The sequence below is a fragment of the Variovorax sp. M-6 genome (assembly GCF_052114385.1).
Taxonomy (GTDB): Bacteria; Pseudomonadota; Gammaproteobacteria; order Burkholderiales; family Burkholderiaceae_C; genus Variovorax.
Genome location: NZ_JBFREQ010000007.1, coordinates 134,927 through 147,842, shown reverse-complemented (window position 1 = coordinate 147,842; position 12,916 = coordinate 134,927). Strand labels below are relative to the sequence as shown.

Genomic DNA, 12,916 nt, shown 5'->3' with positions numbered 1-12,916 from the left:
GCGGCCACAAGCAAGGAGACAGACAGTGAACCTCGTCCAGAACATCGTCCTCGTGGCGATCATTCTCTTTTTTGCGCTGCTGGAAATCGGCTCCCGCAAGCACAGGCAGTTCCACGCCACCGCCGACGACACCAAGCTGGAACTGTTCATGTTCCTCTCGCTGCTGGCCTTCTCGCAGCCCTTCATCTTCGCGGTCACCGGCAAGCTGTGCGCGCTGGCGATGCCGGCGCAGCGCGATGCCTGGGCCCATCTGCCATGGTGGGCGATGGCCGCGATCCTGCTGGTCGCCGACGACATGACGCAGTACTGGTGGCACCGCGTCTCGCACTCGCCGCTGCTGTGGCCGCTGCACCGCGCGCACCACACGGCGCACTACATGAGCATCCGAATCACCTACCGCAACAACTTCTTCTACTACCTGATGATGCCGGGCCTGTGGGCCTCGGGCGTGCTGGTCTACCTCGGCTTCGGCAACGCCTACCTGGTCTACATCGTGGTCAAGCTCACGGTGATCCTGGGCGCACACAGCGCGGTGCCATGGGACGCGCCGCTGTACCGCATCAAGTGGCTGCATCCGCTGGCCTGGGTGCTCGAACGCACCGTTTCCACGCCGGCCACCCACTGGGCGCACCACGCGCTCACCAACGACGACGGCATCGGCCACTACAAGGGCAACTTCGGCAACCTGCTGTTCGTCTGGGACCTGCTCTTCGGCAGCGCCAAGATCACGCGCCGCTATCCGCCCAAGGTCGGGCTGCAGGACGACCTGGTGTTCGGCAAGGAGCGCTGGTTCGTCGAGATGTTCTACCCGCTGATCCATTCGCGGCGCGCGCACTCCGCCCTGGTGCCCGGGGGCCGGGCCTATGCCGAGGCCGAGGTCGACGGCGATGCCGCCGCGCATCCGCCGCACGCCGTGGCGGGCAAATCATGAATGCCTTCGTGCGGGAGCAGATCCTGGACCCGTCGCTGGTGCGGATGCGAGAGGCCTTCGATCGCCAGCGGGCCGCCTTCGGCACCGACATGAGCCCGTCGCGCGCAGTCCGGATCGACCGGCTCGACCGCCTGCTCGCGATGACGCAGCGCATCGCGCCGGCGATCGAGCGGGCGGTGTCGGCCGATTTCGGCCACCGCCCGGCGCAGGTGACCCGGCTGGCCGACGTGATGATGGTGCAGGCGGCGATCAAGCACGCGCGCCGGCGCCTCGGGGCCTGGATGAAGGCGCGGCGCGCGCCCACCGCCCTCGCCTTTCGCCCCGGCTTCGGCCGCATCGTGCCGCAGCCGGTCGGGGTGGTGGGCGTGGTCAGTCCCTGGAACTACCCGTACCAGCTGGCGATGGGCCCCGCGATCGCGGCGATCGGCGCCGGCAACCGCGTGATGATCAAGCCGTCGGAGCTGACGCCACGCCTGGCCGAGCTGATGCGCGAGGCGGTGGCCGAGCACTTCGCGCCCGAAGAGCTGACCGTCGTGACGGGCGGCGCCGAACTCGGCACGGCCTTCGTGGCGCTGCCTTTCGACCACCTGCTGTTCACGGGATCCACCGCCGTCGGCCGCCAGGTCGCGATGGCGGCCGCCGCCAACCTCACGCCGGTCACGCTGGAGCTGGGCGGCAAGTCGCCCGCCATTCTCGGTGCCGACGCGGACCTGGAGCGGGCGGCCTCGAGGCTCGTGATGGGCAAGCTCTTCAACGCCGGCCAGACCTGCATCGCACCGGACTACGTGGCGGTCCCGCGTGGCGCGGTCGGCCCCTTCGTCGAGGCCATGCGCCGCGCCGTCGCGAAGCAATACCCGCGCCTCGCCGGCAATCCGGACTACACGAGCATCGTCAGCGACCGGCATTTCGCGCGGCTGCAGGCCTTGCTCGCGGATGCGCGCCAGCGCGGCGCGCGCGTCGTGCCGCTGCACGCCGAAGGCATGGGCGGCGGCGGCGGCAGCGGCACCCGCATGCTGGCGCCGGCGTTGGTGCTCGAGCCCAGCGAGGACATGTCGATCATGCAGGAGGAGATCTTCGGTCCGCTGCTGCCGGTGCTGGCCTACGACACGCTCGACGAAGCAATCTCCTACATCAACCGCCACGACCGCCCGCTGGCCCTCTACTGGTTCGGCGGCGCCGGCGCGGACCGCGACAAGGTTCTCGCCGGAACACTCTCGGGTGGCGTCACGCTCAATGACTGCATGTGGCATTTCGGCCAGGAAGAACTGCCCTTCGGCGGTATCGGCGCCAGCGGCATGGGCGCCTACCACGGCGCCTTCGGCTTTCGCACCTTCAGCAAGGAGAAGCCGGTGTTCCATCAATCGAAGCTGTCGGGCACTGCGCTGCTGCGCCCGCCTTACGGGCGGACCTTCGAACGGATGAGCAGGTTGTTGAAGCTCATCACCTGAGGCAGCGAGAGCGGACGGCTATCGATGCGACGACTTCCTGTCGACGAAGGCCTTCATGTAGCGCTGCGGTTCCCCGGTCGCGAATGCGCTGGCGAACTCGTCCACGCCGTTGCTGGTCGACGTTTCCAGCGGCGCATGCGGGCCGGCATCAAGCCTCAGCCCGCGTGGCCCCCCAGATAGGCCGCGCTGACGCGCGGGTCCGTCGCCATGGTGGCTGCGTCGCCACTCAGCACGATGCGGCCGCTGTCCATCACGTAGGCATGGTCGGCGACACGAAGTGCCGCGCGCGCGTTCTGCTCGACCAGCAACACGGCCGTGCCTTCGGCGCGGATGTCGCGCACCAACTCGAACACCTGCCGCACGACGATCGGCGCCAGGCCCATCGATGGTTCGTCCATCAGCAGCAGGCGCGGCCGGCTCATGAGCGCGCGGGCGATGCACAGCATCTGCTGCTCGCCGCCGGACATCGAGCCGGCCTTCTGCGCGATGCGCTCCTTCAGGCGCGGAAAGCGCGCGAGCATGCGCTCGAGGTCGTGCGCGAACTCCGACGCCGGGCGCTTGCCGGCGCCCAGCTTCAGGTTCTCGAGCACGGTCATGGCCGAGAAGATCTGCCGGCCTTCGGGCGCCTGCGCCAGGCCACCGGCCACCACCTCGTGCGGCGGCCGGTTCGTGATGTCCCGGCCCTCGAAGCTCACCTGGCCCGACGTGACCTTGTAGACGCCCGACAGCGCGCGCATCAGCGTGGTCTTGCCGACGCCGTTGCTGCCGAGCACGCTGACGATGCCGCTTGGCGGCACCTCGATCGACACGTCGTGGAGGATGGTCTGCTGTCCGATGCGGACGCCGAGATTGCTGACGCGCAGCAGCGCTTCGTTCATGCGGGTTCTCCTATCGGCTCGGCGGCTTTCACGGCGGCCGGCGCGTCTTCCTCGACGTCGCTGCCGAGGTAGGCGTCGAGCACCTTCGGGTCCTTCGAGATCACGCCGGGCGGGCCGTCGGCGATCTTCTGGCCCGAGGCCATCACCATCACGCGCTCGCACAGGCTCATGACGAAGCCCATGTCGTGCTCGACCAGCAGGATGGTCATGCCTTCGGCCGACAGGGTCCGCACGAAGCCGGCGAGTTCGGCGGTCTCGGTGTCGTTCAGGCCGGCCGCGGGTTCGTCGAGGATCAGCAGCGTCGGCTGCAGCGCGAGCGCCCGCGCGATCTCGAGGTACTTGCGCTTGCCGTAGGACAGGTTGGCGGCCAGTTCGCCGGCCAGCGATTCGAGGCCGGTGCGCTCGAGCGCCTGCATCGTGAGGCGGCTGATGCGCTCGGAAATGGCGCGCCGCGCGAACAGGCTGTTCCACGGGCTGTGGCCCACGTGGCCGAGCGCGCCGATCGACACGTTGTCGAACACCGTCACGTTCGGCAGGATGCGCAGGTTCTGGAAGGTGCGCGCGATGCCCATGCGCGCCACCTCGTGCGGCTTGCGCGCGGAGATCGAGCGCCCTTCGAAGCGCACGTCGCCGGAAGACAGGCGCGTGTAGCTGGTGATCAGGTCGAACAGCGTGGTCTTGCCCGCGCCGTTGGGGCCGATCAGGCCGACGCGTTCGCCCTTGGCGATGTGGCCGCTGAACTCGCCCACGGCGGTGAGGCCGCCGTAGTGCCGCGAGACGTTGTCGATGTCGAGAAGATGGGTCATGACGTTTGCCTTTGCCTTCCGCTCAGCGCCAGCCCAGCTGCCCGGTGCTGCGCCAGGCCGCGCCGAAGCGCTTGCGCACCAGCTCGATGGCCGAGACCTCGCCGAAGATGCCCTTGGGCCGGAACATGATCGACAGGAACATCACCAGGCCGACGACGATCATGCGGAAATCGCCGATCGGGCGCATCAGCTCGGGCAGGCCGATCAGCAGCACCGCGCCGATGATGGCGCCGGGCACGCTGCCGAGGCCCCCGACAACGATCATGGAGATGATCAGGATCGACTCGGAGAAGCGGAAGTCGGCCGGCGACACGTAGCCCGTGCTGTGCGCCCACAGCGCACCGGCCACGCCGGCGAAGAAGCAGGAGAAGCCGAACACCTGGACCTTCAGCCGCACGACGTTCAGGCCCATGGCCTCGGCGCATTGGTCGTCTTCGCGCACTGCGCGCAGCGCATTGCCGAAGTAGGAATGCGAGAGCCGGTGCACGACGGCCACGGTGGCCGCCAGGCACAGCGCCGTGACCAGGTAGGCCGCCATGTCGCTGTTGGCCGGCAGGCCCGGCAGGTGCAGCGGCGGGATGCCGCTGATGCCCATCGGCCCGCGGGTGAAGTCGACCCAGTTGAGCAGCGTGACGTGGATGATCTCGCCGACGCCCAGCGTGGCGACGGCGAAATAGATGCCGACCAGCCGCATCGTCGGCAGCGCGAGCAGGATGCCCGCGCACGCCGTGACGATGCCTGCCACCGGCAGCGTCAGCCACACCGGCCAGTGCAGGACCGTCCCCAGCAGCGCCGCGGTGTACGCGCCGATGCCGTAGAAGGCCGCATGGCCGAGCGACAGCAGCCCGGTGGTGCCCGTGATGAGGTTGGCGCTGAGCGTCAGGATCGAGAACACGCAGATGGTGGTCGCGATGCGGAAGATGTAGCCGCCGCCGACCAGCAGGCCGACCGCCGGCACCGCCAGCATCAGCACGGCCAGCAGCGCGAGCGTGAAGGTTCGGGAAGATTTCATGGGGAGAATGCGTGCACGGTGCTCAGGCGCGCTCGCGCCCGCCGCCGAACAGGCCGGTCGGGAAGAACACGAGCGTGATCAGCAGGAACAGGTAGGCGACCATGTCGCCCCAGCCCTGCGCGAAGAAGGTGGTGGTCAGCGCCTCGGCCATGCCGAGGATCAGCGCGCAGACGACCGCGCCACCGATCGAGCTGAGCCCACCCATCACCATCGCGACGAAGGCCTTGACGCCCGGCGTGAAGCCCATCGACGGAAAGATGGATCCCTGGTACAGCCCGACGACGAGCCCGGCCACGGCGCCCATCATCGAGCCGATGACGAAGGTCGCGACGATGGTGCGCTCGGTGTTGAGGCCGACGTACATCGCGCCCATCGGATTGTTGGCCACGGCCCGGATCGAGAGCCCGATGCGGGTGCGGAACAGCAGGAAGTACAGGCCCGCCAGCATGACGATCGACAGTCCGAAGATCACGAACTGGCCGCTCGAGAAGGAGATCGGACCGATCTCGATCGGCGTCATCAGCAGGTACGCCTGCGGAATGGTCTGCATGCTCGCCCCGAAGAACTTCTCGACCAGCTCGCGGATGACGATCGACAGCGCCAGCGACGACAGCAGCGTCGCCTCGCGGATCGCCTTCGACTTCAGCGACGCCTCGTCCCGGAAGCGGCGGAACGGCCGGAAGGCGATGCGCTCCAGGCTGAAGCCCAGCGCCGCGCCCACGGCCAGCACGAACAGCAACACCGCGAACAGCGGCGGCGCCGTGCTGGTGATGAACAGCAGGCCGGCGTAGGCGCCGAGCATGTAGATCTCGCCGTGCGCGAAGTTGACGACGTTGAGCACGCCGAAGATCAGCGTGAAGCCGATCGCCATCAGTGCATAGACGAGCCCGAGGCTCAGCCCGTTCGCGAGCTGCTGCACCAGAATTGCATCGAACATATTCTTCCTTGAAGTGCGCGGCGCAGGGATCGGCCCCGCCCTCCGCGTACGGCCGACGGCCCTACTTGGCGACGACGGTGAAGGCGCCCGAGCGGACTTCCATGCGGGTCAGGCCCTTGGACGGTTCGCGCGTCTTCGGGTCGAAGGTGGTGTCGCCGGTCACGCCCGGGAAGCCCTTGGTGGCGGCGAGCGCGTCGCGCACCTTCTGGCGCGTCGGGTTCGGGCCTGCCGCGACGATCGCCTCGAGCATGATGTTGGTGGCATCGAAGGCCTGCGCCGCGAACATGCTGGGCTCGGCGCTGTAGTGCTTCTTGTAGTCGTCGACGAATGCCTTGACCTTCGGCGCGGGGTTGCTCGCCACGAAGGTGGTCGGGAACTTCACGCCGTCCGCGCTCGGTCCGGCCAGCTCGATGAGCTTGGGCGCGTACATCGACGAGGCGCCGTAGATCGGCGTCTTGACGCCCAGCTGCGTGCGCTGCTGCAGGAACGAGGCGCCTTCCTCGTAGAACATGAACATCACGATCGCATCGGGCTTGTCGCGGCTTTGCTTGGTGATGATCGAGCGGAAGTCGCGGTTGCCCGGATTGAAGAACTCGGTGCTCGTGATCTGCGTGCCCGAGGCCTTGGCGGCTTCGGTGAAGGCCTTCACGGCGCTCAGGCCCCAGTCGTTCTGGATGGCGACGACCGCGTACTTCTTCAGGCCGTTCTCGGCCAGCCACTTGGCGATGAAGGGCGACTCGATGTCCATCGTCGTGATGTTGCGGAACTGCCAGTCGCTGATCTTCAGGAAGTCGGGGTGCGACGCGGTCTGCGACAGCTGCGGCAGCTTCTGCTGCGCATAGACCTGGCCGGCGGCCATCGACACGGTGGAGTTGAAGTCACCCAGCACGCCCACGACGGCCGCGTCGTCGGCGAACTTCTTCGCGATGTTCACGCCTTCCTTGGCGTCGCTCTTGCTGTCCTCGAAGCGGATCTCGACCGTGCCGCCCTTGAGCTTGCCGGCCTTGTTGAAGTCTTCCAGCGCGAGGTTGGCCGAGTTCTTGAACAGCGTGCCGTACTGCGAGTTCTCGCCCGACAGCGGCAGCTGGTAGCCGATCACGATCTTGTTCTGCGCGAAAGCAGCCGACGCCGCCAGGGCGAGGCCCGCGGCCAGCAGGGCGGGCGTCGCGGTGCGGAGGATGGATTTCATGGAAGCTCCTGGAAAGAGGAAGAACGGGAGATGAGAAGGTGAACGATCCGTCATTCGGCGGACGCTTCGGCAGGCGCCGGAAAGATCGGCTCGCCGAGGTTCAGCATCAGGCGGTTGGCCCAGGCGAAGAGCGCCACCGAATGGACCAGGTCGAGCACTTCCAGGTCGCTCAGGCCCACGGCCTTGAGCGCCTGCACATGCTCGGCCGACAGCGCGTCGGGCCGCAGCGTGAGTTCGGCCGAGAACTGGACGATGGCCTTCTCGCGCGCGCTGGTGCCGGCGGTGGCCGGGTCCTCGAAGACCTGTTCGATCACGTCGCTGCGCTTGGCCAGTTGCTCGAAGCGCTGCGCATGGACCGAGGTGCAGTACACGCAGCCGTTGATGCGCGACTCGACCGTGGCGCCAAGCTCGCGCTCGGCACGCGGCATGCCGCCGGGCGCGAACATGATCGCGTTGAAGGCGATGGAGCGCTGCAGCAGGATTTCCGGCTGATGCGCCAGCAGCAGGAAGTAGGCCGACTGCTTGGCCGTCGGGCTCATCTCGTCGAGGGCGGCGATCTGCTCGGGCGTGGCGCTTTCGAGCTGCACGGTGTCGAGCCAGGAGGCCCAGTCGAGCACTTCGTTGGTGAAGCCGTTGATCTGGATGACGCCGCTCATTGCACGCCCTCCGCGGCCGCCATGGCGCGCAGGCCCGCGACCACGCGCACCTGGTACGAGAGGAAGGCGACGAGCTGCGCCAGCGCGACGATCGCCGGCGTGCTCAGGCCGGCGCGGACCAGCGCCTGCACCGCCTCGCGATCGCCCTCGATCGGGCGCTCGATCAGCTTGGTGGTGAAGCCGAGGATGGTTTCGATGCGCGCGTCGCCGAGCCCGGCGGTGCGGCCGGCATCGACGGCGTCGATCAGCGCCGGGTCGGCCTTCTCGGCGACCAGGCGTTCGCGGTAGTGCGCGCTCAGGCTGGCCGACTTCGACAGGCGGCAGGCGTGAAAGGCGGTCAGCAGGCGCTCGACGACCGAGATGCCTTCGACCTCGGGCGTGAACATGCCTTCGTAGCTCGCCTGCGTGGCGGCCACCACCTTGGCGCGTTGGTGGCGCACGGCGTGCGTGGTCTGCGATGGCGCGAGCGGCACCGCGTGGTCGATCACGTCGACGGGGAGAGAGATTGTCATGTGTGGTCTTGGAGGGTTGATCGTCGAAGAAAGAGAAACGCGCGCGCTCAGGCAGGCACCCACTCGTTGCCGAGGAGTTCCGGATCGTCGTAGGCCTCGAGCCGCGCGAAGTGGTGCTCGAAGTCTTCACGGTAGAACAGGCTCGCGATGCCGTTCGCCAGGCGTCGTGCGCCGTCGCTGATGGCCGGGATGTCGCCGGAGACCGCGCCGTGCGAGAGCACGGCCGGATAGCAGAAGCAATGGATGCGGTCCAGGCCTGGGCAGGCGCCCGGGGTCTTTTCCTGCAGCTCGAAGACCGGGCCGAGGTCGGGCGAGTCGGCCAGTTCCTGGTCGCCCTGGCCGGGCGCGTGGGTGAAGCGGTCCTTCCAGGCACGTACGTGCGGCGCGATGGCCGCGTACTCGGGGCGCACGCTCCAGTCGATGCGAAAGCCGGTCGACACCACGAGGAAGTCGAGGACGAACTCGCCCTTCGGCGTGCTCACTCGCAGCGCCGGTCCGTCAGGCTCGACCGACAGGATCGGGCAGCCGAAGTTGAAGCGTGCGTTCGCGTGTCGCGACACGCGCAGCGTGCTGCCGTGCGGCGGCGGCACGTTCGATGCGTTGATGTAGTGGCGCAGGCGCCATTTCAATTCGTCGGGCAGGTCGAAGTGGCCTTGCGTCAGGCCCGGCACGCCGGCGCCCTTGGACTTGTTGATGCGCGGCAGGTCGTCGCGCCGGATCAGCAGGTCGACGCTCCTTGCGCCCGCTTCCAGCGCCGTCGCCGCGCTGTCCATGGCCGAAGAGCCGGCGCCGACCACGCCCACGCGCAGTCCTTCGAGGCGACCGTAGTCCATCACGTCGGAGGAGTGGGCCCAGCGCGCGCGGTCGAGCGTCTGCGCGAAGGCCGGAATGGCGGGGCCGCCAAGCCCGTCGCGGCCGGTCGCCAGCACCACGCGGCGCGCCAGCGCGCGCGACGTGCCACCCGGCGTGTGCAGTTCGAGCAGCACCTTGCCGTCGGCACGCGGTGCAATGGCGGCGATGGCGGTGTCGTTGCGCACGTCGACCGACATCACGCGGCGGTACCAGCGCAGATAGTCCATCCATTGCAGGCGCGGGATCTTGTCGAGCCGGCTCCAGGCATCGGCGCCGAACTGCGCCTCGAACCAGGCACGGAAGGTCAGTGCCGGCAGGCCGAGCGCCGGGCCGGTGAGCTCCTTGGGCGAGCGCAGCGTCTCCATGCGCGCAGTGCTCGCCCAGGGACCTTCGAAGTCGCGCGGCGCGCGGTCGAAGACCACCGCTCGGATGCCCTGCTGCGCCAGCGCAGCCGCCGCGGCCAGGCCGGCCTGGCCCGCGCCGATGATGGCGACGTCGAGCACGGACACGCCGTCTTCCGCCGCTTGCGGCGGCATCCAGTCACGTGCCGGCCAGCCCAGGCATTCGAGGTCCTTGGCCAGCTGCCGCTCGAGCGCGGCCAGTCCGCCGAGTGCGGCCTGGCGGTCGGAAAGAGAGGACGTGGTCATGGGAGAAATGAACAGGTCATGCGGTTCTCAGCAAAAGAGAAGGGATGCCTTGCAAAGGCAATGTCTATGCCACGTAGTAAGTTATGAGCGAATGATCGGACTTTAATAAATATAACTTTGCGCTATATCCATATAGCCAGGAAAATTATTCCAATCAAGCGCGGGATGCCGATTGTGCGCGAACAACGTTTGCCCCGCCGCGACCGCTACGCGCCAAAAAATTCCCTCGGTCCGAACGGAAGTGCAGCGGGCAGTTCTTGCGCGCGCGGCGGCGTACGCCTGAAATGGGTGCGGCGGGCGGTGCGCGCGATGCACGATTCCATGCGCGCGAACCGCGGGTGCATCCAGTCGGCAAGAACAGTCCAACTTCTCTCGCCGAAATTTGCCTTCTCTGTCCGAATGTCAGCAAAATATTACTCATCCGCCTCAGAATATTGGATTTGGGTACCCCAATGGACAAGATCGACAAGGCCATCCTGGACGTACTGCAGGTCGATGCAAGCGCCTCGCTGCAGCAGATCAGCGAGCAGGTGAGCCTGTCGGCCACGCCCTGCTGGCGGCGCATCCAGCGGCTGGAGCGCGAGGGCTACATCCGCCAGCGCGTGGCGTTGCTCGACCCCGGCAAGCTCAACGTGGGCGTGACGGTGTTCGTCGCCATCCGCACGAGCCAGCACAACGAAAAATGGTTGAAGCGCTTCAGCAGCGTGGTGGCGGCCATTCCTCAGATCGTCGAGTTCTACCGAATGAGCGGCGACACCGACTACCTGCTGCGGGTGGTGGTGCCGGACATCGCGGCCTATGACGCGGTCTACAAGCGCATGATTCGCGAGATCGAGTTGTCCGACGTGAGTTCGAGCTTTGCCATGGAGCAGATCAAGTACACGACGGCGCTGCCGCTCGACTACGCCTGACCTCGCCGCAGGGCCGCCGAGGCGCGCCGCGTGGGGGAGCGCAACGCCGAGTCGGGGTGAACAGGCCCTAGTTCATCCATGTGCCACCGTTGACGTCGAGCGCGTGACCCGTCACGTACCGGGCATCTCGCGAGCAGAGGTAGAAGGCGGCATCTGCAACTTCGGCCGGTTGGCCAAGACGTGCCAATGGAATGCGAGCGGCAAGCTCGGCCCATCGCTCGCGCGGGATCATGGCGCCCTCGATCGCACCGGGCACCACCGCATTCACGCGGACGCCGTCGGCTGCAAGCTCGATCGCGAGGGATTTCACCAGCGACAGCACGCCCGCCTTCGAAGCGCAATAGTGAGGCTTGGTCCCCTGGGGCGATGCCGTCAGGGCAGCGTATCCCGTGCGGGCTGCGCGCGACGAGATCAGCACCATGGCGCCACGGCCGGCACGCAGCACGGGGATGGCCGCCTGGGCCACCAGGAATGCGCCGGTAAGGTTCACTTCGAGCAGGCGACGCCACTCGTCGAGGCCGATCTGCTCGATCGGCTTGGCTTGCGCAGTGATGGCCGCCGAATGAACGACCGCTGCGACGTCACCCAGCGAACCCGCGTTCTGCATCAACGCTCTGCAATCCCGCTGGTCGGTGATGTCCATCTGGAAGAAGCTGGCCCCATCGGGCAGGGACTCGGTCGGCGGTCGTATGTCGGCCACCAGGACGCGATGGGTTTCACTGAACCGGCGAGTGCATGCCCAGCCGATGTTGCTCGATCCGCCCACGATGATGGCGACAGGTTTCATGGATTCTCCAGTGATTTGACGAGCCGGTAGTCCGAGGCAGGGACATGACTGGCACTCGGATCAAGGTGTCCAAGAAATGCACCGAGTCCCAGTGACGGGCACTGCCGAAGAAACAGATATCGCTCCAACGATGCAAGCGATTGCAATAGGGATTTTCAGCGGGTTCTTCGATGACACGCGCCAGGGCAATCCCGAACGATATGCACGCGTTTGCGGCTGCGCTACGATGACCGGGACGAGTCGATCGCCGCCTTCCGCTTTGCACGATGCCCCGAACCATTTCCAAGCCTTCGCCCGAGCCCGAGATTTCCCCGGTACTGACGCGCAGCGCGTCGCTGGCCGACGTGGCAGCGCTGGCCGGCGTGTCCACGGGCACCGTTTCTCGCGTGCTGTCGAAGCCCGAAATGATCAGCGCCGAAACCCGCACGCGCGTCCTCGCGGCAGTGGATCGCCTCGGCTACCTGGCGAACGGGGCTGCTCGGGCGCTTGCGATGAAGAGGACGATGACAATCGGCGCCATCGTTCCCCGCTTCGGGGGGTCGTCGTTCCCGACAATGGTTCAGGCGCTCGAATCGAGGCTGGCGGCGCACGGCTACACCCTCCTGCTCTCCGCACCCGAACACAATCGCAGCAAGGAACCAGCCATCCTGCGGACCCTGCTCGAACGCGGTGTCGATGGCGTGGCGCTGCTGGGCGAGGAACAATTGGTGCATGCGCTCCCGATGCTCACTTCTTCGCGCACGCCCTACGTGGTCATGTGGGCACCGCCTGACATCGACGAGAACGCCATCGGGTTCGACGAGCACACTGCGGCCGGTCTTCTTGTGGACCACCTTGCTGGGCTGGGGCACCGCCGCATCGGTTTCATCGGAGGATCGACCGTTGGCAACCAGCGTGCCCAGCGCCGCGTCAGCGGCGTCGCCATGGCCATCGCAAGACATGGCATGACGCTCTGCAAGGAGGCCATGATCGAAACCGAGTACGGATTCGAATTCGGAGCGCTGGCAATGACCAGGATCATCTCGACGCTGAAAGGCAGGCAGGCGGTCTCGGCCGTCGTCTGCGGCAACGACTACCTGGCTGCCGGCGCCCTCTCGGCACTGGACCACGCGGGCATTTCAGTCCCTGGATCGCTTTCGGTCGCGAGCTTCAACGACAACGACTTCAGTCCCTACCTCCATCCGCCCTTGACCACCGTGCGGCTGCCGATACGGGAGATAGGGGAGCAGGCAGGTGAAAACCTGATCGCGCGCCTGCGGGGAGAGCCGAGCGTGCCGGGCAGGCACCTCGATGTCTCGCTGGTCGTTCGCAAGAGCACCGGCAGACGGGCCGCGAACCTCGCCTGAGCAG

Annotated in this window: 13 protein-coding genes; 4 read left to right on the top strand and 9 right to left on the bottom strand. The window is 67.1% G+C overall.

From position 1 onward, the window contains the following. Positions 1 to 25 precede the first annotated feature (25 nt). The gene (locus tag AB4Z46_RS10600) at positions 26 to 931 is read left to right on the top strand and encodes a sterol desaturase family protein (RefSeq protein WP_442283449.1); all 906 of its coding nucleotides are present in this window, start codon (positions 26 to 28) and stop codon (positions 929 to 931) included. Next, the gene (locus tag AB4Z46_RS10595; protein ID WP_442283448.1) at positions 928 to 2,379 is read left to right on the top strand and encodes a coniferyl aldehyde dehydrogenase; all 1,452 of its coding nucleotides are present in this window, start codon (positions 928 to 930) and stop codon (positions 2,377 to 2,379) included. Before AB4Z46_RS10600 ends, AB4Z46_RS10595 begins: the two co-directional genes overlap by 4 nt. Positions 2,380 to 2,534: 155 nt before the next feature. Here the strand turns inward: AB4Z46_RS10595 and AB4Z46_RS10590 are convergent, their stop codons facing one another. From AB4Z46_RS10590 to AB4Z46_RS10555, 8 genes are all read right to left on the bottom strand, one after another. Then, the gene (locus AB4Z46_RS10590) at positions 2,535 to 3,245 is read right to left on the bottom strand and encodes an ABC transporter ATP-binding protein (RefSeq protein WP_442283547.1); all 711 of its coding nucleotides are present in this window, start codon (positions 3,243 to 3,245) and stop codon (positions 2,535 to 2,537) included. A gap of 8 nt (positions 3,246 to 3,253) precedes the next feature. Beyond that, on the bottom strand, positions 3,254 to 4,063 hold the full coding sequence (locus AB4Z46_RS10585) for an ABC transporter ATP-binding protein (protein ID WP_442283447.1): 810 nt from the start codon (positions 4,061 to 4,063) through the stop codon (positions 3,254 to 3,256). Between the two features lie 22 nt (positions 4,064 to 4,085). Next, positions 4,086 to 5,075 carry a branched-chain amino acid ABC transporter permease gene (locus tag AB4Z46_RS10580; protein WP_442283446.1) on the bottom strand — a complete coding sequence of 330 codons (990 nt, stop codon included), beginning with the start codon at positions 5,073 to 5,075 and terminating at the stop codon, positions 4,086 to 4,088. 22 nt (positions 5,076 to 5,097) lie between these two features. After that, the gene (locus AB4Z46_RS10575; protein ID WP_442283445.1) at positions 5,098 to 6,012 is read right to left on the bottom strand and encodes a branched-chain amino acid ABC transporter permease; all 915 of its coding nucleotides are present in this window, start codon (positions 6,010 to 6,012) and stop codon (positions 5,098 to 5,100) included. 61 nt (positions 6,013 to 6,073) lie between these two features. Further along, positions 6,074 to 7,201 (bottom strand): ABC transporter substrate-binding protein, encoded by a 1,128-nt coding sequence (locus AB4Z46_RS10570; RefSeq protein WP_442283444.1) that lies wholly within the window; start codon positions 7,199 to 7,201, stop codon positions 6,074 to 6,076. A 50-nt stretch (positions 7,202 to 7,251) separates the two neighbouring features. Continuing rightward, the gene (locus AB4Z46_RS10565) at positions 7,252 to 7,857 is read right to left on the bottom strand and encodes a peroxidase-related enzyme (RefSeq protein ID WP_442283443.1); all 606 of its coding nucleotides are present in this window, start codon (positions 7,855 to 7,857) and stop codon (positions 7,252 to 7,254) included. Then, positions 7,854 to 8,369 (bottom strand): CMD domain-containing protein, encoded by a 516-nt coding sequence (locus tag AB4Z46_RS10560; RefSeq protein ID WP_442283442.1) that lies wholly within the window; start codon positions 8,367 to 8,369, stop codon positions 7,854 to 7,856. Before AB4Z46_RS10560 ends, AB4Z46_RS10565 begins: the two co-directional genes overlap by 4 nt. Positions 8,370 to 8,416: 47 nt before the next feature. Further along, positions 8,417 to 9,868: an FAD-dependent oxidoreductase gene (locus AB4Z46_RS10555; RefSeq protein ID WP_442283441.1), complete on the bottom strand. Its 1,452-nt coding sequence runs from the start codon at positions 9,866 to 9,868 to the stop codon at positions 8,417 to 8,419. A gap of 452 nt (positions 9,869 to 10,320) precedes the next feature. Between AB4Z46_RS10555 and AB4Z46_RS10550 the strand changes: the two genes are divergently transcribed. Continuing rightward, positions 10,321 to 10,779, top strand: a complete 459-nt coding sequence (locus AB4Z46_RS10550; protein WP_442283440.1) for an Lrp/AsnC family transcriptional regulator — start codon at positions 10,321 to 10,323, stop codon at positions 10,777 to 10,779. A gap of 67 nt (positions 10,780 to 10,846) precedes the next feature. Here AB4Z46_RS10550 and AB4Z46_RS10545 read toward each other — a convergent pair whose 3' ends face one another. Beyond that, positions 10,847 to 11,545, bottom strand: coding sequence for an SDR family NAD(P)-dependent oxidoreductase (locus AB4Z46_RS10545; protein ID WP_442283439.1), 699 nt, complete (start codon positions 11,543 to 11,545; stop codon positions 10,847 to 10,849). A gap of 287 nt (positions 11,546 to 11,832) precedes the next feature. On the opposite strand from AB4Z46_RS10545, the gene AB4Z46_RS10540 reads away from it, so the two are divergent. Then, positions 11,833 to 12,912 carry a LacI family DNA-binding transcriptional regulator gene (locus AB4Z46_RS10540; protein WP_442283438.1) on the top strand — a complete coding sequence of 360 codons (1,080 nt, stop codon included), beginning with the start codon at positions 11,833 to 11,835 and terminating at the stop codon, positions 12,910 to 12,912. The last annotated feature ends 4 nt before the right edge of the window (positions 12,913 to 12,916 follow it).